At 52.8% G+C, this 26,055-nt stretch carries 23 protein-coding genes and 1 pseudogene; 11 read left to right on the top strand and 13 right to left on the bottom strand.

Annotated elements, in window-relative coordinates; all coding sequences use genetic code 11:
* Window positions 1–4 precede the first annotated feature (4 nt).
* From DWW90_RS04555 to DWW90_RS04545, 3 genes are read left to right on the top strand one after another with little or no spacing between them, the layout of a single operon-like run.
* Complete coding sequence (locus DWW90_RS04555; RefSeq protein WP_122344160.1) at window positions 5–1,636, top strand: M56 family metallopeptidase; 1,632 nt, start codon at window positions 5–7, stop codon at window positions 1,634–1,636.
* A complete protein-coding gene (locus tag DWW90_RS04550) occupies window positions 1,629–2,873 on the top strand; it encodes a DUF4934 domain-containing protein (protein WP_122344159.1) in 1,245 nt (414 codons plus the stop codon). Before DWW90_RS04555 ends, DWW90_RS04550 begins: the two co-directional genes overlap by 8 nt.
* A gap of 49 nt (window positions 2,874–2,922) precedes the next feature.
* Window positions 2,923–3,903 carry a Gfo/Idh/MocA family protein gene (locus DWW90_RS04545; RefSeq protein ID WP_122344158.1) on the top strand — a complete coding sequence of 327 codons (981 nt, stop codon included), beginning with the start codon at window positions 2,923–2,925 and terminating at the stop codon, window positions 3,901–3,903.
* A gap of 131 nt (window positions 3,904–4,034) precedes the next feature.
* Here the strand turns inward: DWW90_RS04545 and DWW90_RS04540 are convergent, their stop codons facing one another.
* From DWW90_RS04540 to coaW, 9 genes are all read right to left on the bottom strand, one after another.
* Complete coding sequence (locus tag DWW90_RS04540; RefSeq protein WP_122344157.1) at window positions 4,035–6,530, bottom strand: beta-N-acetylglucosaminidase domain-containing protein; 2,496 nt, start codon at window positions 6,528–6,530, stop codon at window positions 4,035–4,037.
* A gap of 23 nt (window positions 6,531–6,553) precedes the next feature.
* Complete coding sequence (locus DWW90_RS04535) at window positions 6,554–8,248, bottom strand: DUF3857 domain-containing protein (RefSeq protein ID WP_122344156.1); 1,695 nt, start codon at window positions 8,246–8,248, stop codon at window positions 6,554–6,556.
* A 153-nt stretch (window positions 8,249–8,401) separates the two neighbouring features.
* Complete coding sequence (locus tag DWW90_RS04530) at window positions 8,402–10,375, bottom strand: DUF3857 domain-containing protein (protein WP_122344155.1); 1,974 nt, start codon at window positions 10,373–10,375, stop codon at window positions 8,402–8,404.
* A gap of 29 nt (window positions 10,376–10,404) precedes the next feature.
* A complete protein-coding gene (locus DWW90_RS04525; protein ID WP_122344154.1) occupies window positions 10,405–11,397 on the bottom strand; it encodes an AMP-binding protein in 993 nt (330 codons plus the stop codon).
* A complete protein-coding gene (locus DWW90_RS04520; RefSeq protein ID WP_122344153.1) occupies window positions 11,394–12,425 on the bottom strand; it encodes an o-succinylbenzoate synthase in 1,032 nt (343 codons plus the stop codon). Before DWW90_RS04520 ends, DWW90_RS04525 begins: the two co-directional genes overlap by 4 nt.
* Window positions 12,426–12,437: 12 nt before the next feature.
* Complete coding sequence (gene menB, locus DWW90_RS04515) at window positions 12,438–13,253, bottom strand: 1,4-dihydroxy-2-naphthoyl-CoA synthase (RefSeq protein ID WP_122344152.1); 816 nt, start codon at window positions 13,251–13,253, stop codon at window positions 12,438–12,440.
* Between the two features lie 20 nt (window positions 13,254–13,273).
* A complete protein-coding gene (gene menD, locus DWW90_RS04510; protein WP_122344151.1) occupies window positions 13,274–14,947 on the bottom strand; it encodes a 2-succinyl-5-enolpyruvyl-6-hydroxy-3-cyclohexene-1-carboxylic-acid synthase in 1,674 nt (557 codons plus the stop codon).
* A gap of 4 nt (window positions 14,948–14,951) precedes the next feature.
* On the bottom strand, window positions 14,952–16,325 hold the full coding sequence (locus DWW90_RS04505; protein WP_122344150.1) for an aminopeptidase P family protein: 1,374 nt from the start codon (window positions 16,323–16,325) through the stop codon (window positions 14,952–14,954).
* Window positions 16,326–16,558: 233 nt separating this feature from the next.
* Entirely contained in the window at window positions 16,559–17,401 is an 843-nt protein-coding gene (coaW, locus tag DWW90_RS04500; protein WP_122344149.1) for a type II pantothenate kinase, read from the bottom strand.
* Between the two features lie 96 nt (window positions 17,402–17,497).
* Between coaW and DWW90_RS04495 the strand changes: the two genes are divergently transcribed.
* The 7 genes and pseudogenes from DWW90_RS04495 to DWW90_RS04470 all read left to right on the top strand — a co-directional run bounded on the left by DWW90_RS04495 (window position 17,498) and on the right by DWW90_RS04470 (window position 21,252).
* On the top strand, window positions 17,498–17,842 hold the full coding sequence (locus tag DWW90_RS04495; RefSeq protein WP_122344148.1) for a hypothetical protein: 345 nt from the start codon (window positions 17,498–17,500) through the stop codon (window positions 17,840–17,842).
* An 18-nt stretch (window positions 17,843–17,860) separates the two neighbouring features.
* Window positions 17,861–18,286 carry an ATP-binding protein gene (locus DWW90_RS04490; protein WP_115501292.1) on the top strand — a complete coding sequence of 142 codons (426 nt, stop codon included), beginning with the start codon at window positions 17,861–17,863 and terminating at the stop codon, window positions 18,284–18,286.
* Window positions 18,287–18,289: 3 nt separating this feature from the next.
* Complete coding sequence (locus tag DWW90_RS04485) at window positions 18,290–19,666, top strand: [Fe-Fe] hydrogenase large subunit C-terminal domain-containing protein (RefSeq protein WP_122332687.1); 1,377 nt, start codon at window positions 18,290–18,292, stop codon at window positions 19,664–19,666.
* Entirely contained in the window at window positions 19,653–19,991 is a 339-nt protein-coding gene (locus tag DWW90_RS04480; RefSeq protein WP_122344147.1) for a DRTGG domain-containing protein, read from the top strand. Before DWW90_RS04485 ends, DWW90_RS04480 begins: the two co-directional genes overlap by 14 nt.
* A pseudogene (locus tag DWW90_RS21005) lies at window positions 19,988–20,179 on the top strand (PHP domain-containing protein); the annotation flags it as partial. The gene DWW90_RS04480 and the pseudogene DWW90_RS21005, both read left to right, overlap by 4 nt.
* Window positions 20,180–20,329: 150 nt before the next feature.
* Window positions 20,330–20,728 (top strand): hypothetical protein, encoded by a 399-nt coding sequence (locus DWW90_RS20715; RefSeq protein WP_233547645.1) that lies wholly within the window; start codon window positions 20,330–20,332, stop codon window positions 20,726–20,728.
* On the top strand, window positions 20,725–21,252 hold the full coding sequence (locus DWW90_RS04470; protein ID WP_122344145.1) for a HAMP domain-containing sensor histidine kinase: 528 nt from the start codon (window positions 20,725–20,727) through the stop codon (window positions 21,250–21,252). The genes DWW90_RS20715 and DWW90_RS04470 overlap by 4 nt, the downstream gene beginning before the upstream one ends.
* Window positions 21,253–21,363: 111 nt before the next feature.
* On the opposite strand, the gene DWW90_RS04465 is transcribed toward DWW90_RS04470, so the two are convergent.
* From DWW90_RS04465 to DWW90_RS04455, 3 genes are all read right to left on the bottom strand, one after another.
* Window positions 21,364–22,755: a transglycosylase SLT domain-containing protein gene (locus DWW90_RS04465; RefSeq protein ID WP_122344144.1), complete on the bottom strand. Its 1,392-nt coding sequence runs from the start codon at window positions 22,753–22,755 to the stop codon at window positions 21,364–21,366.
* 14 nt (window positions 22,756–22,769) lie between these two features.
* On the bottom strand, window positions 22,770–24,194 hold the full coding sequence (rlmD, locus tag DWW90_RS04460; protein WP_122344143.1) for a 23S rRNA (uracil(1939)-C(5))-methyltransferase RlmD: 1,425 nt from the start codon (window positions 24,192–24,194) through the stop codon (window positions 22,770–22,772).
* Window positions 24,195–24,259: 65 nt separating this feature from the next.
* Complete coding sequence (locus tag DWW90_RS04455) at window positions 24,260–24,625, bottom strand: helix-turn-helix domain-containing protein (RefSeq protein WP_115501416.1); 366 nt, start codon at window positions 24,623–24,625, stop codon at window positions 24,260–24,262.
* 166 nt (window positions 24,626–24,791) lie between these two features.
* Here DWW90_RS04455 and DWW90_RS04450 point away from each other — a divergent pair, with 166 nt between their 5' ends.
* Window positions 24,792–25,319, top strand: a complete 528-nt coding sequence (locus DWW90_RS04450) for a DJ-1/PfpI family protein (protein WP_122344142.1) — start codon at window positions 24,792–24,794, stop codon at window positions 25,317–25,319.
* Between the two features lie 72 nt (window positions 25,320–25,391).
* Here DWW90_RS04450 and DWW90_RS04445 read toward each other — a convergent pair whose 3' ends face one another.
* The gene (locus DWW90_RS04445) at window positions 25,392–26,018 is read right to left on the bottom strand and encodes a recombinase family protein (protein ID WP_115501414.1); all 627 of its coding nucleotides are present in this window, start codon (window positions 26,016–26,018) and stop codon (window positions 25,392–25,394) included.
* Window positions 26,019–26,055: the final 37 nt, after the last annotated feature.

Raw genomic sequence — 26,055 nt, 5'->3', positions numbered from 1 at the left:
ACGTATGGGTACATTTTTAGTCTTTCTGTTGAAGTCGACCTGCTGTCTGGCGGCGTTCTATCTTTTTTACCGCCTGCTGCTGAGTCGAGACACGTTCCATCGGTTCAACCGGATGGCGCTGTTGGGCGTGATTGTCTTTTCCGTTGCTATTCCCTTTATCCGTCTGGTGACGGACGAGCCGGTGGCTGTGCAGCGCACGATGCTTGACATCGAGCGGCTCCTGTTGATGGCCGCCGCACCGGTTGAGGAGACAACGGCACCGGCAAGTGACATGACGCTCTGGCTGACGGCCTTGTTTGTAATCTATGTGGGCGGTTGCCTGTTTTTTGCAGGGCGTTTTCTCTATTCCGTCGGGCAGATTGTGCGTCTGATCCGTTCGGGCGAAGTGACGGTTCTGGATAGCGGCGTGCGGCTTGTTGTGGTCGATCGGCCGGTCAGCCCTTTCAGTTGGATGCGCTACATCGTCATCTCGCGCATCGATATGGAAGAGAGTGGGACGGAGATTCTGACGCACGAACAGGCGCATATCGAGGCGTGGCATTCGTTGGATATGTGGCTCGCCGGCGTATGTGTCGTCCTGCACTGGTTCAACCCTGCCGCCTGGCTACTGAAACAGGAGTTGCAGAACGTGCATGAGTTCGAGGCGGACGAAAGCGTGATCCGACATGGTGTGGATGCGCGACATTATCAGATGTTATTAATCAAAAAAGCGGTCGGCACACAGCGTTTCACCTCTATGGCCAACAGCTTTAACCACAGTAAACTTAAAAAGCGAATTACTATGATGCTAAAACAAAAATCAAATCCCTGGGCACGGTTGAAGTTCCTTTACGTCCTGCCCCTTGCCGCTGTTGCGGTAGTGGCGTTTGCCCGTCCGGAAATCTCGCGCTCTTTAGAAAAGATCTCAGCGGTCAACGTCCCGGAATTTCTTCCTGTTGCGGAGGCCGATCCTGTTATGGAAGCTGTTCCTGTTATAGACGCTGCTCCGATAGCGAAAGCGAAACCAGTCCCCGCGCTCGACGCGGGGCCGCAGGAGAACAGGCCTGTTTCGGTAAACACCGTTCGTGCTTCTGCGATCCCGCGTCAGGCGCAGGAACAGGCAGTACCGCAAGACACCGTCCGTGTAGTGGGTTATGGCGATATGCCGACGAACGTTGTAGTAGCAGACTCACTGGTCCCCCGTCCGCTCTTCATCATTGACGGCGTGGAGAAGCCGGATTTCGATGCGAATACGCTCGATCCGTCTACGATCAGCAGCATTTCTGTCCTGAAAGATATGAAAAGCATTGAGCTTTACGGGAAGAAAGGAGAGCACGGCGTGATCCTCGTGACGACGAAAATAAGACCCGATCTTCAGCCGGAAGGTACGCTTCGCGGTACGATAGGAAATTTTAAGTTCCGTAAGCTGGAAGGTATCAAAATGCGTCCCGCTCCCCGTCCCGGTTCACATCCGGAGCCGGACCCGGTTCTCTTTATCGACGGTAAGGAATATCCTTACGATAAGCTCTCCGAACTTGATGAGACAAGGGTTCAGTCGCTGACTATGCTGCCCAAGAAATCAGCGGCAGAGAAATACGGGGACAAATATGCGAATAGAAGTATAATGGAAATAACCTTGAAGAAAGAAAATGAATAAGAGTTATCTGTATCAGGCGACCCTCGCGGCTTGCCTTTTCCTGGGCGCTTGCAGCGGGGATAAAACGGAGAGTGGACAGTTGGAGGTAATCCCTTTGGGAGCCGCTTTCGACCAGCAGGCGGAGTTGAAAACGTCGGACTGTTTCAAGAAGATACGCTATGTCCCGTTGGAGACGACAGACAGCGCGCTTGTGGGGCCGGGGGCTTGGGTAACTGTTCTGAATGACTGGATCGTGGTGACCTCCGGGCGTAAGCTTTGCCAGTTGTTCGACAAACAGACCGGGCGATTCATCCGTAATATCGGCCATGTGGGTGAAGATCCCGAAGGCTATTCGACGTCACATGGGGTATGGCTGAATCCGAATGCAAACAAACTCAATTTCTCCGGTTGGAACGGGAAAATGGTGGTCTATCGGGCAGATGGCAGCTTTGACCATATCTGGACCCCGCCGATTGCCGCTCCTGAATTTCCGGCAGTTGCTTCTTTTGATAATCTGGATGCGGACCTTACCGTAGGCTATTATTCGGCTACCGACAGTGTGCCGGCACGCCTCGCCCTGTTTCGTGGCGATGAAATTGTCCGCGAACAATGGTTGCCGATAGACAGCAAAGGCGAAAAGGCTGTCGCCGTTGATGAAATAGCAATGCTTTCCGTTCGGAGGGACGGGGGAGACGGGGTACTTATCATAAAATATAAAGACAACCGTTCTTCTATCACGTCGCTTGGCAACGGTTGTTTCTGGCATAACGATGAGGATTTTTATTTCAGGCAGGCATTTAACGATACGATCTACCAGGTTTCAGCGGACAAGGATTTGCAGCCGGTGCGTGTACTGGACTTCGGCACACATCGTTGGGACTATGATGATCGTTTTGACGACAAGAAAGATGCAATCTATCCGGGGAAATTCATGGAGAACGAGGACGTTATCTTGTTCCGCTTCCTGACGAATGTCTATACTGACAATAGTAAAACCTATAATGCCCTTTACCGGAAGGCGGACGGGACGGTAAAAGTATATCCTTTCGAAGAAAAGATAACCGATGACATGAACGGTTTCCTTCCCCTGCAACCGATCTCTATCTCTTCCGCCGGTGAATTTGCCGCCGTGCTCCCCTCTGAAGAGGTGGTCCAGTGGTTTGAGGACAATGCCGGCAAAACCGATCTCCCTGCCGCAGTTTCCGCCCTGAAGAAAGTAGGCGAGGAGGATAATCCGGTGGTGGTCATCATGGAATAGATCAGCAATTATTTCGTATATTTACCGACTAATAAATGAATAGTATGTTATGGAAAACTTTAAAGTCGGAATAATTGGAGCCGGGCATATTGCCCGTAAAATGGCGCATACATTGCGCGATATGGAAGGGGTAGAACCGTATGCCGTAGCCTCACGTAACTTCGGGAATGCCGAAAGTTTCGCACGTGAATGGGGTTTTACGCGGGCTTACGGGTCGTATGAAGAACTGGCGGATGATCCGGAAGTACAGTTGATTTATATCGCCACTCCCCATTCCTTCCATTTCGAGCATGCCCGGATGTGCATCGGGAAGGGCAAACCTGTTTTGTTGGAGAAAGCTTTTACAGCTAATGCCCGGGAAGCGGAGTTACTGATCCGGCTATCGGAAGAGAAACAGGTGTTCCTGACGGAGGCGATCTGGACGCGTTATATGCCTTTCTCCGCGACGCTTCGCGAGTTAGTGGACAACGGGACGATCGGACGGGTGATGATGCTGACTGCCAACATTGGCTATCCGATTGCAGAGAAGGAACGCATTGCCAGGCCGGACCTGTGTGGGGGCGCTTTGCTGGACATCGGTGTCTATCCGATCAATTTTGCCATGATGCTCTTTGGTACGGAGATTACGGGGATTACCTCGGCTTGTGTGAAAGGGGAGACGGGCGTGGATTTGCAGAACAGTATTACGTTTGTCTATAAGAACCACCGGATGGCTGTCCTGCAAATGACTGCTTTCTGTGCGAATGACCGGCAGGGGGTAATCTCCGGGGATAATGGCTACATCATTGTCGATAATATAAATAACCCGCAACAGGCGGTCGTTTATTCGATCAATCATGAGGAGGTGGCCCGCTATACTTGTCCGCCGCAGATAACAGGCTTCGAATATCAGGTGCAGGCATCGATCGATGCCATCCGTGAGGGAAAGATCGAAACACCTTATATGCCACATAGCGAAACCTTGCGTGTCATGCGGATGCTGGACGACCTCAGGTCGGAGTGGGGGGTACAGTTCCCGATGGATGAATGATAAGGAGGGGGTATCAAAAGTCGGTATTTACTGGACACAGATAACGCAGAGGAACGCAGACTTATTTTATTCCAAATAATAATATCTGCGTTCCTCTGCGTCTTCTGCGTTATCTGCGTCCAGTTTATTAATTAAATAACCTCATGTATGCGGACGTCGTCCGGTCCCTCATTACATAATTCTACTTTCTTTACCTTCTCCAATGCTTCCTTGTCCAGTTTGATGTAACCGGCCGGGCCGGAATAGAGAACCTGTTTGGTTTTCCCTTTCAGCGGAGTCCCTTCCACTACGACACGGCTGCATGATGAGCCGGACAGGTAGAGTTCGAGTGAACCGCCTTTGCCATTGTCGATAGCAATACGTGAACCGGCCGGCAGTGTATTGGCTGACTCCAGGTTCTTGTCGTACATCAAGCGGGCAGGATCGATGGACATATCTTCCTTCGTCGTCACTGTAAAGTCGTAGAGATAGATTTGCATCTGCTTGTCCGTCGTGTTACGCATACGGATGTAGCGGGCTTCCGGTGCGATCTGCTCCAACTTGAAACGGGGTTGGTCGGCAGGAATGCTGGTGATAGCTGTCCATGTCTTTCCGTCGGCGGACCATTCGAATAGGCGTCCGCTATTCTCACTCTTCGGCAGGCTAAAGCTGAATGAGGTCGCCTCCTTCTGCAATTCCCAGGCAAGGCCGAAGGATTGTCCCGGCTCGATGCGAAGTACTTCGTTCAGGCGGTTGTAGCCGATCTGGTCTGCACTCTCTTTCAACGGCTGGTATTTCAGCTGTTCGATATCCGTCAGGATGGAGGCTTTGCTCATTTGCGCTGCGGCCTGGTCTACCTGATCGGGGAACAGCAGGTCACGGCCTGTCTGCAAATAGATTTCCTGTACAAACGGGGTCAGGACACGTGAGCCAGTCTTCACTCCCTTTTGATAGGGGTTCTGATTGTATGTCCGGTCGATTGTACGCATACTGTCGAGCAGGGAGGTGAGGGAGAGATACGTCTGCCAGGTGGCGGCACGATCTTCACCTTGTCCGGCCGAGGCAACGGAAAGAGCGGTCTGGCCGGCCTTACCTAACAAATGGAATTGCATCAGCCAGGGTTTTATCTCATCTATCAGCGCCTTGTTGCTGCTTGTTTCGATAGCGGCAGGGGCGGCAGTGATCTCGGCAAACAGCTGGTTCATCCGGTCGGCGGCTTCTGTATTATAGCTGTGCCGGCGGAAGTCGCGGAGGAATGTTTCGGCATCTCCGGCATAGCGGACGGATTCATCCCGGCGATAGCGGTGCCCGTTAGGCCCCGGGTCGCAGTTGTTCTCACAGAAGGTGCGGAAGGCTTTCGGTGCTTCGGGCAGGATGAAGCGACAAGCATCGATGAAGTTGCTCTCCGGATTGTAGGCTTTCATGTTCCAGGCATAGTCGGCCACACCGAAAAGGGCCACCTTCGAGGCTTCTGCCCGTTCCATCGGGTTGGCAACGAAGCCCGACATGGCGTGTACGGCTTCCGGGTCAAGTCCGTATGAAGGTCCCATCAGCAGGTGGTCGCGGCAGTAGTCGCTCACCGGGAAGTTCCACCACACGTATGACGGGCGCTGGATGCGCTTGTTCACCCATTCCTGCCCTTCGAGGGTGATGTCGTGGATGACGCTGTTGCCTGTCCACATCACATGGATGGCGGGGTCGAGCGTCCGGCCCAGTACGTCCAGGTAGTCGCTTCCAGCCCAGGCACGGTTGTATTCCGTCGGGCACATGATAAGGGGGCTTACCCCTTCCTTCTTCTCAATGAACTCTTTCTGCAGGAAGTTGAGCAAGTCGGCTTGCTTGTCGGCCTTGGCTCCTTCGCCCGATATGTCGTCGAAGAAGACGGCAAAGGAGCGGACACCGAGGTCGTACATCATGCCGAACTTATTCAGGACGTTCATCCGGTCTTCGTCCGTCCACCGGATATCCAGTCCCGGATGGATGGCCCATACGAAGTCCACTTTGTTGGCGGCAGCTTCCTTGACCAGGTCCTTGATCTGGGCGGCCTCTTTCTCCGGATAGGGCTTACGCCAGTTGGGAGAGCTGTGGTAAGGATCGTCCTTCGGGCCGTAGATGTAGGTGTTCATCTTCATCTTGCCATAGAAGCGGAGCTGCTCGATACGGTCGGCATGGCTCCAGGGATCGCCGTAGAAGCCTTCGACGGTACCACGGAAAGCAACGTCGGGATAGTCGATGATGGTGCATATCGGCAGTGTCTGATTTCCCTGTTTATCTGTCTGAACCAATTGTCTCAGGGTTTGGGCGGCATAGAAGAGACCGCGGCTGTCTGGGGCGACAATGTAGACTCCCGTATGATTGATAATCAAGCGATAAGCACCGGATCGTTTCGGCTCCGGTGCTTGCCCCTCTATTGTGATCTCGAGAGGCAGGGCATCGGGCTCGTCTGTGATCGACAGGGTCTCCCTGAGCAACCGTATGGCATCCGGATCCGGGTTCTTCATCCCGGAGAGGATAAAGCCGTGAGGCGCTTTCAGAGGGTTGACCGACGGCATGACCATCTGCGGTTGCGGGTGGATGACCGGCAACGGGTTTTGTGCTTGCAGCGCACCTCCCAACAGGAGGGCGGCGGTTAGATTTAGTAGTTTCATATTGGGGTAATTTAAGTATTTAATTAGTGAACCTCGAACAACAACGTCTTCCCATTCACGTCGCTCCACTCCGTCAGGAGCTGGCGCAGGGCGGTGTATTCGGCAGGAGTATAGAGTTGTTTGCTGAGTTCGAGGCTGCGGGTGACGGTTGCTGTCTTGCCGCTCTTCTTGACAGACAGGGTGAGGCTACCGGCGGCGTTACGGATCGTCCGGTTGGCTTCCGGGGTGCGCAGCTCCATGTTGTCGGGACATTCGACGGTGTAGGTGTAAACCTCATTTACCTGGCGGGGCAACAGGAGGTTCTCTTTCCGCTGGCTGTTCAGGTATCCGTAACCCAAGTGTGAGAAGCCGTAGGCGGCATCCGGCAATACGATTGTCGCATATCCGTCCTGTATCTTTAGAGGCGCCGTGTTGTTGCTTTCGCTGTTGCCTGTCGTGAAGTAGGGCATCAGTGCATTGCCTACGGATTCTTTCATGGATGTTACCACCTTGCCGTCTTTGAATGTCAGGGCGATGTCGCTCTTGATCTGATAGTCCTTAGGGACAGCGATAGCGACAGGCTTTCCGTCCGTCAGGCTGAAGAGCGGTGTCCGGTCGAAGTTCACCGTCTGTGGGCGACGGGTGGAATAAGTGGAGAATACATACAAGTCTCCGTTCACCATGCAGGATACAAACAACTGGTCGATCGCTTTCAGCGCCAAGCCCTTGTCGGCGTGTGCCTGATAGGTAGCCATTGGTTCGGCTTTGAAACCTGCACCGCCCAGCAGGCCGGCGAGCAGATTGGCTTTCTCGGCCTCTGTCCCGTAGGCTGTGTTTACGACTTCGTAGGCGGGGCGCAGGCGGTAACCGGTCTGCTCGAGCGTCAGCGTATTGTTCGCAATGTGATTGGTGGTGTATTCGAGGATTGCTTTCAGCTTGTCTTCATCCTTGGTGATGCCTTCTGTGAGGCTTTCGGCCAGGGTTGTGAGCTGTATGTTGCCGACGGGGTTGAACTGTTTGAACAGGGTGGCCAGTGCATCGCCCTCAGTCGCATAGGTCGTAGCGGCAAGGAAGGGCACATCGCCATTGGCAACCGAAACGAACGGCGCGCGGGAGGCAGCCGGAAGGTTGCGCAATGTCCAGGCTGTCGTACGCATCCCGTTGGAGAGCGTGACGGACGGTTTCGTCTTGTTGCTGGCCAATGTGAAGGCTAACTCTTTGTCGGCTGGCGTTACGATCGTAAGCCTGTATTCCTTGACGGGGGAGGACTGGAGCAGGGTTTCGAACACATCCACCTCCGGCAGGTAGCCCGGCTTGGAAGTGACCGTGTAGTCGAGATAGATCGTTGCGCCCAGCTCTAATCCGGTGTGGACAACCACCATTTCTTTCAAGTGGTTATAGGCTGGAGCGTCGGCAGCATTGCGGGGAAGGACTTCCACGAAGGCATTGTCCGGTGTCTTGATGACGGTGCCGTCTTTCTGCCGGGTGTATGAAGAATTAATCTTCAGCTCCTGGTATTGCGGGTTGTAGACGATGAAGCTCTCTCCGTATGTGCCGTTCATGGCGGTGTGGGTGAAGAGTGTCAGTTCCATGTTGCAACGGAACTCCTGGCTACCATCGGATTGGAGCGTCCAGGTCTTTTCCAACTTCTTGTATTCTGCCTCCGGGGCGCCGAACGCGGTGACTGTCGCTAACAGGAGACAGAGGAGGAGGGCGAGTTTATGTTTGTTCTGTATCATTGTAATCTATTGCTTTAATAATCTTTCTTCTTTGTTCTGTTATTCTCCCTTTTGTGGGAGGATGCGATTACTTACCAGTAATCGGGTGCGATTGGTTAGGTATAATCGTATGCGATTACTTAGGACTAATCGGGTGCGATTACTTCTAAGCAATCAGTTCCCTTGTTTTATCACCAGATAATTGCCGAACGCCTTATGCGCATTGACGGCATTGCGGAAACCATCCCAGTCGCCGGCCTCGTAAACGCGTTTCTTCAGGGCCAGCTTCTGATGGAGCACCACTTTACCGTCTCCCTGGTGGACATAGCCTTCGAAGTCGGCGGCGTTGCTTTGCTTACTGTCTTCCTTAGCCTCGCTAACCAGCTTGTATCCGGCGGGGAGCTGGATCGTTTCATCCAATTCGACCAGGCGGGAGCAGGCGTCCTTGAAACCATATTGGCGTTCTTCCAGGTCGGTATCGATACGGAGGTAGCTTTTCACCTGGTTGTAAAGATTATTCATCACCATCGGTTTGAACAGCATTTCCCCTTCGCCGGGAAGGGCATATCCGGGGATCTCATAACGGAACGTCATCTTGATTGGGGCGGCCTGGTAGTCCTTCGGGTCTTTGCCATAGTCAACACTGATCAGGCGGGCTTTGGGAGAGACGGCGAGAAGCTGTGCCTCCAATGCGCTCTGCCACTGCGTCTGCCAGCCACCTGTGAAGATACGGCGGATGTTGCTGTCCGACTGTCCTTCGGCGGTAATGGTGAACTGTCCGGTCAACGTTCCTTTGGCATCGAGCTTGTTGTCCGCCTTGATGCGTACGTAGTGGTTCTCGGGAGCGGAAACCGGGGTGAGGCAGAGGTCGGAACCTTCGGGGACGCCCGGCAGGTAGTTCTGCTGTTGTTCGGCGCTGCTCCAGAGTTCGCGGCAGAAGGGTACCCAGGTTGGGTCGAGCGGCATATAGGTTCCGCTGGATAGCTTCACGACGGCTACGCAATGGTTGAAGTGGTCGGCCGGAATACTTTCCACACGGCTACCTGCCATCGTCATGGCCGGATAGGCTTCGAAGCCTGCCATGCGGAGGAAGGCGATCAGGGTACCGGCGATATCTTTGCAGACACCGCAACGGTCCGTATAGTTCATCTTGAGGTTGTGCAGCGTATAGCCTTCGCCTTTGCCCATCGAGATGCCGGAGTAGCGGATGTTGTCGGCGACCCAGTGGGTGAGGACGGCGATCTTTTCCATCTCGGTCTTCTTGCCCCGGATCAGTTCGTCCACTTTCTTCTGGGCTTCGGGAATGGCGTCGAAGCTGCCGTAGTCTTCGTTCACCTTGTTAAACCAAAGGGATTTGTCCTGCCAGCGTGGGGTGGAGGACATCATCAGCTTGGGTGCGGCGTCGAAGAGGTCGACCATGTTCGGTTCGCGGCGGGTAGGCATGATGTCTGTGCTGACGAAGGTATAGGCTTTCCGGCCGTCTTCGTAGCGCATGGAGGAGGTGCATTCGCCCTGGTAGAACTGGAACTGCATCTCTTTCTCCATCGGGATGTTTACCTTATATACTTTGCGGACGGTCGGTTCGGTCGCCCAGAAGGGGACGATGTCGTAGAACTGTCCGCGCATGGGCGGGATGAAACGGGACTCGTCGTCGCTGGCATCCGCAAGCAGGGCGTAGGTGAAACCTTTCTTATCGATCTGATAGTCGATGATGTCGCCCGGGTCGAGGCGGCCTACTTCCATCATGATCTGGCGGGCTCCCCAGTAAATGGCACGGGCGGGGGCGGCATAATCCTGTTGCTGTGTGATGTCGAGGTTAACCACATCGCCGTTGGCTTTGTAGATCGTGACGCGGTGGAACTCGGCATGTGCCGTCAGCGGGTCGTAATCGTATTTGAGAATGCGGTTGGCGACGGCTCCGCAAGTATTCATCACTTTGATGATTTTACAGACGGCAAATGAGCCGGAGCCGGTCGGCTGCACGGTCACGGCGGTACTGTCCAGCAGGCTTACACAGTCGTAGCCTGCATATAATTCCGGCTTCTGCAGAGTCGGATCGGGTGCAAACCGGCAACTCTCCTGGGCTTGTCCGTATGTGGACGCAGCGCCTAAGAGAAGGGCGGATGCTAAGATAGATAGGTGCTTCATGTTTTATAGTGTTTATTAATAGTCCATTGTCAATTATCCATTGTCAATTGTATAGCCAGCTTCCGGCAGGTGGCCCGGTCGATCTTTCCACTGCCTGTGAGGGGGATCGCTTCGACCTGCAGGACGTGTTTCGGGCGCTGGTATTTGGGTATTGTTTCAAGTGCATCGGCGAGGGACTTCCTCGCTGGCTCTGTTTCTTCGATCAGCAGGACGACTGCCTCTCCGAATTTCGGGTCCGGGACCGATGTGATTGCAAAGTTAACAGAAATAACGGGACGCAGAGCCTCCTCGACGCTTTCTATCTGTATTTTTATGCCGCCGCTGTTGATGATATTGTCTTTCCGCCCCAGGATGCGGAAACGTCCGTCGGGGAGGAGTTCGGCGACGTCGTTGGTGACGAGTGTTTCGTCTGTGACAAGCGGGGCGTTTATGACCAATGTATTGTCCGCCGAGAGTGAGAGGCTGACGGAAGGAAAAGGCGTATAATAAGGAGATGAATCCGGCCCGTTCAGCCTGCGGAGGGCGATATGGGAAAGGGTCTCTGTCATTCCGTAGGTGGAATAGACCTGGTTGGGCAATGCCTGTATTTCCTTTTCCAGCTCGCGGTCGATGGAGCCGCCGCCTACGATCAGGATATCGGTGCGGCAGAGACGTTCCCGCTCCTCCGGTACCTGTAGCGTATTATAGACTTGCAGCGGGATCATGGCGGCAAAGCGGAGCGGCGTTTCTACATCCTGCATCGGATGTCCGGAGGGTTCGCGCACCACCAGGTCGAGCCCGGCAACCAGTGAGCGGACGACCATCATCTTGCCTGCAATATACCGGAGAGGCATGCAAAGCAACGCCTTGTCGCCTTGCCGCAGCCCAAGGTAGTCACAGGTCAGGCGGGCGCTGTTCTCCATCTGCTTCTTGCGAACCGTGATCCGCTTGGGTGTACCCGTCGAACCGGAAGTTTGCACTTCCAGCACGGGCGAGTCGTTATGCCATTCGGACAGGAACAGGTCGAGGTCGTCTCTGATCATTTGCTTTCGGGGATAAACCAGAGGCGGTTGTCCCGAAGCTCCAGTGGTGCGTCGATATTGTCGGTGAAAAGTGCCCCGGTGCCTAAGCCCTGTGGCAACGGGTTGTTGAACGTGGCACACCATTGTGCGATAGCGTTCAAGCCGATGTTCGACTCCAGTGCGGAGGTAATCCACCAGCCGATCTGTTGCTCTTCCGCCTCCTTTAGCCATTCGCTTCCACCATATAGGCCGCCGTGCAGGGAGGGTTTCAGGACGATGTATTGCGGACGGATATAGGAGAGCAGTTCCTTCTTCTTCTCCGGCGTGTTACAGCCGATCAGCTCTTCGTCGAGGGCGATCGGAATCGGTGAGGTGGCTGCTAACTGTGCCATATCGTCCCATTGTCCGGCACGGATCGGCTGCTCGATCGAGTGCAGGTCGAATTTGGCCAGGCGGTCCAGTTTCTCCATTGCCTCGTTGGGCGAGAAGGCGCCGTTGGCATCGACACGCAGCTCGATGTCGCGGGCGGAGAACTGTTCGCGGATGATACGCAGGATATTCAGTTCCTTCTCGAAGTCGATTGCCCCGATCTTCAGTTTGATACAACGGTAACCAGTCTCGATCTTCTCAGCCACTTGTTCTGTCATTTCCTTATAGCTTCCCATCCAGATCAGCCCGTTTATAGGAATACCCGTTTCACCCCGTGAGAAAGGCGTGTCCCACAAGGCAAAGCTGTTCGCCTCGAATTGCAGCAAAGCTGTTTCCAGTCCGAACAGGATCGAAGGATAGTTACGCAGGCATTCGATGTCTATTTGGCCTGTATTGGTGAACTTCTGGCAGGCTTTAGCCAGTACCTCTTCGTATTCGGGAACATCGTCACAGCTAAGGTTGGGCAGTGGGGCACACTCTCCGCATCCCCAACGTTCGGGAGCATCTTTGGAACTTAGCATCAGGAACCAGCTTTTCCGTGTCGTGTAAGTCCCGCGTGAAGTGCCTGCCGGTTTCTTGAAATGCAGATCTCTGGGGTAGACTTCTAATTTATAATGCATAATGTATTCGGCTTACGGAAATTTAGGATAATCCTCGAAGCGGGGACGGCGTTTCTCGAGGAAGGCTTTGCCGCCTTCCTGGGCTTCGTCGGTCATGTAATAGAGCATGGTGGCGTCGCCGGCAAGCTCCTGGATTCCGGCTTGCCCGTCCAGTTCGGCGTTGAGGCCGGCTTTGATCATGCGGAGGGCGAGCGGGCTGAGCAGCATCATCTCTTCGGCCCAGCCGACGTATTCGTCTTCGAGCTTATCCAAGGGTACGACTTTGTTGACCAATCCCATGTCGAGTGCTTCCTGCGCATTGTATTTGCGGCAGAGGAACCAGATTTCGCGCGCCTTCTTCTGTCCGACGATACGGGCCAGGTAAGAAGAACCGAATCCGGCATCGAAGCTACCCACACGAGGTCCGGTCTGCCCGAAGATCGCATTTTCGGAAGCGATCGTCAGGTCGCAGACTACGTGCAGCACATGGCCGCCTCCAATAGCAAAACCGTTTACCGCCGCAATCACCGGCTTCGGGATCGAGCGTATCTGCTTTTGCACATCGAGCACGTTCAGGCGGGCTACGCCGTCTTTGCCGACATAACCGCCGTGGCCTTTCACGTTCATATCGCCTCCGGCACAGAAGGCTGTGTCGCCGGCGCCTGTCAGCACGATTACGTTAATATCGGGACGTTCGCGGCAGATATACAGAGCATCGCTCATCTCCGTTGTCGTCGTCGGAGTGAAAGCATTGCGATAGCGTTCACGGTTGATAGTTATACGGGCAATCCCATTGTAGAAATCGAACAGGATGTCTTCATATTCTTTGATTGTTGTCCATTCTCTCATTACGAATTATGAATTATGAGTTATGAATTATTTCCTTTTAGTTGATGATAATACTCTTTGAGCAACCGCACATCTTCCGCCGCATCCGTAAATACCTCCATCAGCATCGGTTGGCTGTAAGGCGTAGGCTGTGTGAAGGTCGGCATGGCTTCCGTCAGTTCTTCGGCGTTGTGCACGGGGAAGTAGGCGAAGCCTCGTTCTTCGGCCCAGCCTTTCGCGGAAGTCTTGTGCGTGGCCGTTACAAAGCGGTGCGTCTTGTCCTCCATCTTCAGACCGGGTAAGGCTTGGAATATCTCGCCCCCTCCGTTGTTGAGCAGGAGAATGCGCAGGTTACATCCGTAGTTGACGTTCCAAAGAGCGTTCATGTCGTAGAAGAAACTCAGGTCGCCGAGCACCACAAAGTTTAGCTTGTCCGAGCAGACAGAGTAGCCGATGGCAGTCGAAAGCGATCCTTCGATACCGCTTGTCCCGCGGTTGCAGCAGACTTCGATCTCCTCAGGAAGCGTGTACAGTTGTGCATAACGTACGGTCGAACTGTTCCCCAAATGCAGTGCAGCCGGTGTGGGGAGCGACTTGATCAGCGCTCCGATAGCCGCCATCTCCGAATAGGCGAACTCCGGTTCCGGCAGGTTTCGGGTATTGTTTTCCCAAACGCGCGGGAACTCCGTCGTCCGGTTCTCCAACAGATAGGCGATCTTTTCGAGGAACTCGAACGGGTCCATCTCGATCACCGTCGTCAGCGAGCCGTAGAGGTCCGCCACTTCGCCGTCGAGCGAGACGTGCCAGTGTTCGCGGGGCGGATGTTTGCGGAGGAATTGCTTGAGGCGCTTCGATACGATATGTCCGCCGTAGGTAATCACCAGATCGGGCATCATCTTCTCCTGCGTCTCCTCCGGCAAGGCGTAGAGAGCCGCGTCGAAGTTCTTTACCGGTATGCCCGGAACGGTCTTGTTTCCGGTATGTTCCGTCAGCCAGGCGAAATGCTTATAGAGCAGTTTGGAGATTTTCTTTTCGAAGAGATAGATCAGGCTCATCTGTCCGGCGATGATCATGCGGCGATTGTAGTTGTTCAGCCGTTCGATCAGTCCGCCGTACTCACGGTCGTAGACATTCAGCCCCTGGTAGCGGGTGATGACGCGCACCTTGGGCAGCTCCTCTGCCGTGAAACGGAACAGGGGTTCGGAAACCGGTACATTGATGTGTACCGGTCCTTTCCCGTGATGGTTGAGTTCGAGCAAGGCTTCGTTGATCAGGCGGTTGCAATACCACTCGTCTTCGTCGGTATGTATCTCCGGCAGGTTGACGGATTTCTTGACCAGCGAGCCGAAAACACCCGGTTGCGGAAGCGTCTGCCCGTCCATCTGTCCGATCCACGCGCCGGGACGGTCAGCCGAGATTACGACCAGCGGCACTTGCTGGTAGAAGGCTTCCGACACAGCCGGATGGATGTTCAGCAGCGCACTGCCCGATGTGCAACAGATGGCCGCCGGCTGTCCGCCATGCAACGCTAACCCGAGGGCAAAGAACGACGCGCTCCGTTCGTCCGTCACCGGATAACAGGAGAAAAACGGATGGTTGGCAAGCGTGTGCACGATAGGCGAGTTGCGGCTACCGGGACACAAAACTATTTTCTTAATGTTATGCTCGATGAGCAGCGCTACGAGCTGCTGGATGTTTTTCTTGTCTGAATACATAAACTTATCTTAGCGCTTCCACATCTTCTGCATGAATAGGAATCTTCTTACCTAACAGGCGGGCCCCATTCTCTGTGATCAGATAGTCCTCTTCGTTGCGGATGCCGCCGAAGTCTTTGTAAGTAAACAGCTTTTCGTAGTTGATAAACTCAGTAAACTTGTTCTGGCTTCTCCACAAGTCCATCAGTTCGGGGATGAAATAGACACCCGGTTCGATCGTCAGGACAAAGCCCGGTTCGAGCTTGCGGCCCAGGCGCAAAGACTTGCGGCCGAACTCCGTGCTCTTGGGCTGGCCGTCATAGCCGACATACATTTCACCTAAGTTTTCCATGTCGTGGACATCCAGCCCCATCATGTGGCCCAGTCCACAAGGCATGAACATCGCATGGGCACCGGCTTTCACCGCTTCCATCGGGTCACCCTTTACGAAGCCCAGGTCTTTGAGGCCTTCCATAATCACTTTGCAGGACAGTTCGTACACATCTACGAAAGGAACGCCCGGACGCAAAGCTGCAACGGCTGCTTCATGCGATGCCACCTGGATATCATAGATCTCGCGTTGGCGGGTAGTAAACTTGGAGTCCGCCGGAATCGTGGACGACATATCGCCGGCATATCCCATCTCCGTTTCGGCACCGGCGTCGAGCAGCAACATATCGCCGCTCTTGATCCTGTTGCTATGGTCATGGTTGTGCAACGTCTGTCCGTTGATCGTGGCAATGATCGGGAAGGAGAGCTCGTAGTTGTTGGCATAAGCCACTTCCGCAACAGCGGCGGCCACTTCACATTCGCGGATACCCGGACGAACGGTGCGCATGGCGGCCAGGTGCATATCGGCAGTCACGATACATGCCTTTTCAATCTCGGCAATCTCTTCTTCGCTCTTATAATTACGCTGGTTGACAACGCCCATGATGAACGGAACAGATGGCTTTTCGGCTCCCGGAACGACGCCTAACCATTGGAACAGCTTGATCTGATGCTCGGCACGGTAAGTCGGCAGGTAATGAACCGGCTGGCCTTTCTGCTGTGCATTCTTCAGGTAGGCCTCGATTTCGTTGAACGGACGCACTTCGGTGATACCGGCCGCTTCGCTCTTCTCTTTCAATGTCGGTTGCGTGCCCATCCAAACGATTGCATCGATGGTCAACTCGTCTCCGAAGATAATCTCGCGGTTGTTGTCTATATCGATAATGGCGGACAGTCCGGCGTAGGGGAGTCCGAAGAAATACAGAAAAGTGGAGTCCTGGCGGAAATGATATGTGTTATCGGCATAATTCATACCGGACTCGTCGTTACCCAGAAACAACAGCAGGCCGGAACCTATCGTTTGTTTCAATTTAGCCCTGCGGGCGATATAAGTTTCTTTTGCAAACATGATATTATAAATTTGGTTTAATGCTACCAAAGATAGGCATAAATTGTCATCCCTACCTAACAGGGTCCTATTATTTTTACAGGCGTCCCTGCTTCTATCTAAAAATTCCTTAAATAGTTTCAAGGTGTCCCTACCTTTGAAACTAAAGTTTCATGCCGGGGAAACTTTAGTTCCATCGGGAAGAAACTTTAGTTCCCTGCCGTGAAACTTTTCACAGATGCCGAGCCGTTTTTTTACTTGACCGGATAGATTGTCGATCGGTTGATATAGGTCAGGGCGGCGCCTATAGCCGTCCGGTATTCCGAATATTTGGGGATCAGGAAACGGACGCCGTACATTTTTTCCATCTTCGGAAAGACTTCCTTGCATTGGGGCAGTTGTGTCAGGTTGCCGATCAGTACGAAGTCTTTTATCGAACTGTTCAGAGACGCCAGGAAGGCTGCCTGACCGATGGATTGCAGGACCATGTGGATAATGCCGGAAGCAATGTCTTCGGGCGACGCATTGCCGTCCGCCTTTCCGAAGTTGGAAGCCGTGGCATCTAATGGCAGGTCCGGCAGCGGCCTGTTACAGATGTCTTGTATCTGGAGGTCGATGTTGGTCAACGTCCCCTTTTGCGCCATTTCGGCAATCAGATGAATGTCTTGTGTCTTCAGGAGCAGGCGCGACAAGCCCAGCAGGGTTCCGCCGCCGACACCGAGTCCGCCGATGTGCCGGATCTGCTGTCCTTCCACCTTAACGAAGGAAGTGCCGGTGCCCATGCTCACCACGATCAGGTTCTCCTGCGGGATGGCGTATCGGGCGCCGAGGCCGTTCGCCATAAACTCGTCGGCCTTGGCTGTCGGCAGACCGTATAGCGGTTGGTCTATATAGGCGCTTCCCACGCCGGTAAGCATCACCATTTCTATTTCGGACAGCGTGATCCCGTTGTCGTAGATGTATTTGCCGAATGCGCCGAACAGGGATGTGACCGGATCGGTCGCCTTGACGAACATCGGCGATTTCACGGTCTTGTTTTCTATCCCGACAATCTTGGTTGTGCTGCCTCCCACATCAATACCTATTACTACACCCATATTATTACGCTTTTAATGTAAACTTTCTGCTTCTTTTCGCTTGCAAAGTTATAACTATTTCTTACATTGTCCCGGCAAATATAACCTTTATATAGTATGAAGATACGGCAGATAAAAGCACTTACCGACGCAACAGTCGTCTGTGGAGGCGACCGGGAGGATTATGAGGTGCAATGCGCTTTCGCCAGCGATTTGATGAGTGACGTCCTGACGACGGACTGTAGCGACGTGCTTCTTGTCACCGGCTTGTGCAATACGCAGACGATACGGACGGCAGAGATGGCGGATATTCCCTGCATCCTGTTCGTGCGGGGGAAGAAGATCACATCGGACATGCTGCAACTGGCGGCGGAGAACGATATGATCCTGATGGAGACGGACCATTCCATGTACCACGCAGTGGGTGAACTGTATAGTCGCGGTCTTCTGCCGGTCTATTAAAATGAAGGAGGTGCGGATATGCAATTCAGATTTGAACTGGAAGGAGGAAACTTCTCGAAAGCCGGCTATGCTTCAAGCCAGATAAAGAAAGTGTTGAAGCAATTGTCCGTCGACCCGCGCGTGATCAAACGGGTGGTGGTCGCCTTGTACGAAGCAGAAGTCAACGTCGTGGCCCACGCCTGGCGCGGGACGGTGCAGGCGGATATCGATGCAGACAAGATCGGCCTTCTGTTGCAGGACGAAGGGCCCGGCATTCCCGATATCGACCAGGCCATGCAGGAGGGCTATTCCACGGCGTCGCCCGCCGTACGTGAAATGGGGTTCGGTGCCGGAATGGGACTGCCCAATATGAAGAAGAATGTAGACGAGTTAACGATAGAAAGCAAAGTAGGGAAAGGCACGACCGTTCGTATGCTGACCTATTTCGCCATGAAAAACAACTAAGCCATGGAAGAGACAAAGTTTTATCACGCATTAAAGATAGAGGAGGAGCGCTGTGTCGGCTGCACCCATTGCATGACAAAGTGTCCGACGGGAGCCGTCCGCATCCGCGACGGGAAAGCCTCCATCCGCAAGGATTGGTGTGTGGACTGCGGCGAATGCCTGAAAGCCTGTCCGACGGAAGCGATCTACGTGGAGCAGGACGACTTTCAGAAGATATTCGATTATAAAGCTCGTGTCGTACTGGTTCCGACGGTCTTTATCGGGCAGTTCTCCAAATATAAGACGGAGGAGGAAATCTTCAGTGCGCTCTACGAGTTGGGCTTTACGCACGTCTATCAGGTCGAGTTTACGGCGGATATGATCCACCGCGAGATGCTCCGGCAGATGGAGCAGGCGGAGGAAAAGCCCGTGATCAGTTCTTTCTGCCCGGCTATCGTCCGGCTGATACAGGTGCGCTTCCCGGCGCTGGTCGATAATATCCTGCTGGTCAAGTCGCCGGTCAACGCGACGGCCACTTACTATCATAAGGTATTGGAAGAAGACGGCTTCCTCTCCGACGAGATCGGTATCTTCTACGTGACGCCTTGTGCCGCGAAGATCGCTGCGCTGAAAGGGGCGGAAGGTTATTCGTCCACGATCAAAGGCGTGATCAATATGGACACCCTATATAATAAGGTATATCATATCCTCAAGAACCGCCCGAAAGACTATAAGCCCGAATGCGTCCTTCCGCCGGCATTGACCAAGAAGGAAATGCGCTGGAGCCAGACCGGGGGCGAAGCCAAACAATTCTCCGGCCGCTGCCTGGCGATCGACGAGATTCATAATGTCATCGAGTTTCTGGAGCGGATGGAGACGACGACCGAAGTGCGCAACGTGGACTTCCTCGAACTTCGCGCCTGCGACCGTAGCTGTGCCGGCGGCGTACTGGCCGTGGCCAACCGTTTCCTGACGGCCGAGCGGGTTATGAAGCGTTCGATGAAGCGCGACAAGGCGCCGCTGATCTATTCCGACCGGATAGAGGCGTTGGCTTATCTGAAGCAACACATCACGATCCGTCCGCTCGAACCTAACCCGAAGTTGAAGTTCGAAGGCAATATCGAGGAAGTGCTGAGCAAGATGGAGCAGGTGCGCAAGCTGATGTGTTACCTGCCGGGCATCGACTGCGGCGCCTGCGGTTCGCCTAACTGCCAGGCGTTGGCAGAGGACATTGTGCGCCACGAAGCCCAGTTCAGCAGTTGCGTCTTCATGCAGCGCAACATGGAAAAGCACGGTAAGTTAGATAAGGAACACGCCTTCCGCCTGATCGAAAAGACCTGGGGGAAGGATCGTCTGAATAAAGATTGTTATAAGAAAGGAGCTAAATATGAAGGTCAGTGATTTAGTACGTGAGTTGAGGTTGACGGTGTTTTGTGGCGAGGCCGGGTTAGCTGCGGAGATATCCGGCGGCTACACCAGCGATCTGCTGAGTGATGTAATGGGACACATGGAGGAAGGAATGCTCTGGATTACGATGCAGACCCACCAGAATATCCTGGCTGTCGCCACGCTGAAAGATGCCGCCGCCGTCCTGATTGTAAACGGGGCTGTGCCGGACGAAGAGACGTTGGCAAAAGGGAAAGAAGAGGATGTCCCGCTGTTGGGAACTACGCTTTCCGCATTCGAGGCAAACGGCAGAATCTATCAACTGTTGCACAAGGCATGAACGAATACCGGGTAGACTTGCATATCCATACCTGTCTTTCGCCCTGCGGAAGCTTAGAGATGAGTCCGGAGCGGATTGTGGACACCGCCCTTGCGCAGGGCCTGGATGCAATCGCCATCACGGACCATAACAGCACGCTGCAATGTCCCGCTATCCAGGCGTTGGGAAAGGAGAGGGGATTGACGGTCTTTGCCGGAGCGGAAGTCACCACCCGCGAGGAGGCGCATTGCGTCGCCCTCTTTGCCGACGATGAGGCCCGTGCCGCCTTCCAGGACTATCTCGATGCCCACCTGCCGCCCGTCCCGAACGATCCCGAACGCTTTGGTGATCAGGTCTGGGTGAACGGCCAGGGTGAGATACTTGGCGAAGCCCCGTATCTGCTCATTTCCGCTCTCGACCAGCGTGTGGAACAGATTGCGGCGGAGGTCCGGCGGCTGGGCGGGCTGTTTATTGCGGCACATGTGGAACGCCCTTCGTTCAGCCTGATCAGCCAGTTGGGGTTTATAGATCCCTATCTGCCGCTGGATGCAATCGAGTATAACGACCGGGGGCGATACGAGCAGCTTGCCACGCTCCACACATATCTAAGCCGCTATGTCCGCTACGCCGCCTCCGATGCGCATTACCCCGGGCAGATCGGAACAAAATACGCCTTACTGAAAGCCGATGCGCTCACATTCTCACATCTGGCCATGGCTTTCCGGCAGGAAAACGGCCACACGATTCAGACAGCATGAATAATCTATCTTTCCATATCACCGATATCACCGCGAACAGTATCCGGGCGAACGCTTCGGAAATAAAGCTATATATATATGTAGGAAACGGCGAGATCGTCATCCGCATCACCGACAATGGCTGCGGGATGGACCGCGAGACGCTGGCCCGTGTCACGAACCCGTTCTACACCACGCGGACGACGCGTAAAGTGGGCCTCGGCATCCCTTTCCTGATCCAGAACGCCGAGCAGACGGGCGGCTCTGTCACGATCACCTCAGAGCCGGGAAAGGGGACGGAGGTAACGGCCCGTTTCCGTTCGGACAATATCGACTGTCCGCCCTGGGGCGACCTGTCGGGGACGGTTGCGATGCTGATCACGGGCAATCCGGCGGTCAACGTCTCTTTCGAATATCAGTCGGACGATGCGGACTTCTCTGTCAGCACCGGTGAGATCATGGAAATCCTGGACGGCATTCCGCTTAGCCATCCGAAAGTAATGTTGCTTATAAAGGAGATGATAAAGGAGAATATCGGGGGCTGAACTAATCGGGTGCGATTACTTAGAAGCAATCGGGTGCGATTAGTGGTAAGTAATCGGATGCGATTAGTTAGGTGTAATCGGGTACGATTACTTGGGAGCAATACGGATATCTTATTTTCCCTTCGTTTTGCCCAAATAATAATGGTAACGTTCCATCACCTCGCGCACATAATTGAAGGTTTCCGAGCCACGCAGGTAACCGTGCTTGCAGACCGGATCATTGTAGTATTCCGGATCGTTCTTCAGGCGGATATATTCGGCCACATTGTCATCCCAGACATATGGATTCTTGCCGTACTTCTCTGCCAACCGCTGTGCGTCGTAGATATGCCCGATGCCGGCATTGTAGGAAGCCAACGTAAACTTGATCTTCTCGACCGGGTCTGTCACCTTCCCGAAACCCTGGCGGAAGCGGCGCAGGCAATCCACACCCGTACGGATGCCGGTATCCGGCTCTTTCAGTTCATGAGGCGTTACGCCCAATGCCTTGGCTGTGTTCGGCATGATTCCCATCAACCCTTCGGCGCCGGCCCATGAGACGACATCCGGATTGAAACGGGATTCCTGGTAACCGATGGAGGCTAACAACTGCCAGTCCCAACCGATGTTCTTGGCATGTTTGCGGAAGAGGTCGTCGTAAGGGGAGATATGGCCGTTCTTGACTTCCGGCAGTTCGGCGGTTATGGGTTGCTTGCTGAGTTCGAAGTAGCGTTTGATCAATGCCTTGTAGACATGTGTCCCCGCCTTGTCGGACGCCCAGTCGTCGATCGCCTTGGCCAGTTTGGGACTGCTTTTGCGAACTACCCACGAAGAGCGTTGCAGGAAACTGATCTTTAAGGAGACGTTCAGGTTCCAGAAATAGGTCTTGTTCAGGCGGGCAATATTCTCGTCGCTCACGGTGTAGGGTATTTCTCCCTGTGAAACCATACTGATGAGGTCTTCCGCTGTCACCGTGTCGGCATCTACTATGTGGATATGAATACCGCCGCCCAATTCCTCATCCAGATTCTTCAGGCGTTCGTAATAACGGGTCCCCGGTTTCACGTAGACCTCTTTTCCAAGCAATTCCGTTACGTCGGTAATCACCTTGTCGCCTTTGTTGGCACGCTGGATAAGCACCTGGCTGTCCTGTTCCTCCCGGCCGCAATAGATCACCTGGTCTTTCAGCTGGTTACTGATCTGGATCGGATAAGCCACGACGTCGGCTTCGCCTGCTTCCAGCATCTCGATCAGCCGCGCCGGGCTTTCGGCTACTTTCATATTCAGCTTCAAGCCTTCCGAGCGGGCGAAGTCCTTGATCAGTTCGTATTCGTAACCCATCGGCTGCATCTTGTACTGGAAATAGGAGGTCGAGCTGTAGAGCGTGACGGCGGTTATCTCGCCCTGCGCCTTGAGTTGCGGCAGGTCGATCGTGACATTATCCTCCTGCTTCTCTTGCTGCCTGGCACGATTACAGCCCGACAACAACAGCGTCGCAAAAAACAGAAGGACAACCTTATTCATTTCTTTCTTACTTATTAATTCTTACTTTTTAATTTCTCCAGCAGCACGACATTCTCCACATGATGCGTATGTGGGAACATATCCACCGGCTGAACCTTCTTGACAGCATATTTCACGCTGAGCAAGCTCAGGTCGCGGGCCTGTGTCGCCGGGTTGCAGCTTACGTAGACGATACGTTCCGGTTCGGCAAAGAGGATCGTGTTGATCACGTCGTCATGCATACCGGCACGGGGCGGGTCTGTGATAATAACATCCGGACGGCCGTGTTGGTTGATGAAGTCCTGTGTCAGGATATCCTTCATATCGCCGGCATAGAACAATGTGTTTTCGATCTTATTCAGTGCCGAATTGACCTTGGCGTCTTCAATCGCTTCGGGCACGTATTCGATGCCGATCACTTTCTTTGCCTGGCGGGAAACGAAGTTGGCGATTGTTCCGGTTCCGGTGTAGAGGTCGTAAACCATCTCATTACCGGTCAATCCGGCAAACTCGCGTGCTACCTTATACAGCTCGTAAGCCTGCTCACTGTTGGTCTGGTAGAATGATTTCGGGCCGACCTTGAACTGAAGTCCCTCCATCTCTTCAATGATATGATCCTTTCCGCGAAAGACAATTACTTCCTGGTCGGTAATCGTATCGTTGCATTTCTCATTGATCACATACATCAACGAAGTGATCTCCGGGAATTGCTCAGCCACGTAGGAGAGGAGCGCTTCACGGCGTTCCGTATCCTCGTAGAAGAATACCAGCACAACCATAAGATCACCCGTCGAAGCAGTGCGGATCATCAGCGTACGGACGAACCCTTCCTGGTTGCGGAGGTCGAAGAACGGATAGCCCTCGTGCGTCAGGCAGTAATCTTTGACAGCCAAACGGATGCGGTTGGAAATCTCATTCTGTAGCCAGCACTTGTGAATATCGAGCACCTTATCGAACATACCGGGAATGTGGAATCCGACGGCATTCATGCAATCGAACTTGGCTCCGGTTTTCACCTCTTCTTCCGTCAGCCATTTCTTGTTGGAGAAGGTAAATTCGAGTTTGTTGCGGTAGAAGGTCGTATGTTTGGAACCCTTGATCGGTAGGACTTCTTCCATCTCGATCTTGCCGATGCGCGTCAGGTTGTCAATTACCTGTTTGTGTTTATAACGTATCTGTTCCTCATACGGAAGGTGTTGCCATTTACAGCCGCCGCATACACCGAAATGTTCACAGAACGGCACTGCCCGTTGGGAGGAATATTCATGGAAATGCACCGCTTTTCCTTCTGCGTAACTATGTTTCTTGCGTGTCAATTGTATGTCAATGACGTCTCCGGGTGCGACGAAAGGTACAAATACCACCATGTCGTTAACCCTCGCGATAGCCTTTCCTTCTGCGGCTACATCTGTTATCGTTACCTTTTCTAATAAAGGCAACTGTTTCTTATTTCTTGCCAAGATGATTAATTATTAGTTTGGCGCAAAGATAAAGATAAAAAATGAAAGAAAACGGCTCTCGTGACTTATGCCGGTTGCTGCCGTTCTGTTTTTTTCCGGTTGTCGAATATATCCGTCATGTGTTCCAATGCCCATCCGACAAGATTTTCGATGTGAGGCATCAAGGTTTTGCCTGTTTCCGTCAGCTGGTATTCTACGCGGGGAGGTACTTCGGCATAGACTGTCCTCGAAACAAGTCCGTCGGTCTCCAATGTCCGCAGCGTTACGGTCAGCATACGCTGGGAGATGTCGGAGATTGTCTTTTGGATATCGCTGAAACGCATTGTTCCATTCGTGTTCAGCGTGATCATAACAAGCATCGACCACTTGTCGCCGAGCCTGCACAAGATGTCCCGGATGGGACAAGTTCCGGTAGGATGAAAATCTTTCATTTTTTTCTTGTATGTAGTGTCTTGTATATCAACAATGGTTACATCGATGTAAGTAGCTTATTCAGAGGTGCCTTCTTGTTTTACCGAATCAGACTGCTTATCTTTGCTGTACAAAAGTAATAAAGTTACGAAAAAGAACTATTGTCTCACTAAAATTATTATTATCATGGCAAAGAAAGTCGCCGTTTTGGCAGTGAATCCGGTAAACGGATTTGGTTTATTCCAGTATCTGGAAGCGTTTTTTGAAAATGGAATATCTTACAAAGTGTTTGCAGTCAGCAGCACAAAGGAGATCAAAACCAACTCGGGTATCACCTTGTTTGCAGACGATGTCATTGCAAACCTGAAGGGACATGAAGATGAGTTTGATGCGATGGTCTTTTCCTGTGGTGATGCCATCCCACAGTTTGCACAACATGCCGGCGAACTTTATAATCAGGATCTGATGGCTGTCATTGCTGCATTCGGTCAGAAAGGTAAAATCATGATTGGACATTGTGCGGCTGCCATGCTTTTTGATATGGCAGGTGCTGTTGATGGAAAGACCGTTGCTGTTCATCCGCTTGCAAAACCGGCTATCCAGAAAGGAAAGGCGACAGACAATAAATCGGAAATAGATGGAAACATTTATACAGCCCAAGACGAAAACAGTGTCTGGACGATGATGCCACAAGTGCTTGCAGCTCTGAAATAAGAATGGAATTACTGTGAAAAAAGGACGATACTATTCGAGTTATCTATGTTTAGTATCGTCCTTGTTCTATGTTTATTCAATATTCTTTTTCTTTCTTCTTGAAGGTACATCCGGAATGTTTTCCCGAACGAAGCGTTTGAAGCCGCTCAAAGATACTTTATAGTAGTCAGCCAGTTCGGCGTATGTTGCGTTTTCTTCTTTCAGTTCTCTTTCAATCCGGCTTTTCTGGGAGAGAAGAAATTCTGTTTTGGGGCTTCCCAATGGGCGTCCTAATTTTGTTCCGCTGTTTTTGCTGGCCGTCAATGCTTCTTTTGTCCGGGCGGAGATAAGTTTACTTTCTATTTCGGAGACAAGCCCGAATGTAAAGGCAAGCGTTTTGCTGTCTACGTTATCTTCAAACGAATATCCTTCCTTGATGCAGTAAAGCGTTACTTTTTTCTCTATACATAATAATATCAAATGCATTATCTCCATCAATTTCCGGCTAAGGCGAGTGACGTCGGAAACAATGAGGATATCTCCTTCCTGCAGATTTTTTATTACGTCTTCGAGCTTGTTTTTCCCCTTTGGAGAATTTTTAGCATCTTTCAACCACTTATCAATCTTAATTTTTTTTGCTTTAGCAAATTGTTCGATTGCATTTTTTTGACTCTCTGTTTGTTGTTTATTAGAATATGTACGTATATAAGCGATTGTCATACTTCTTAATTATTAAATTTTTGTTTTACCTTATGGT

It is taken from the genome of Parabacteroides sp. AF17-28 (genome assembly GCF_003479205.1).
GTDB lineage: Bacteria > Bacteroidota > Bacteroidia > Bacteroidales > Tannerellaceae > Parabacteroides > Parabacteroides acidifaciens.
This window is presented reverse-complemented; position numbering and strand designations above follow the sequence as displayed.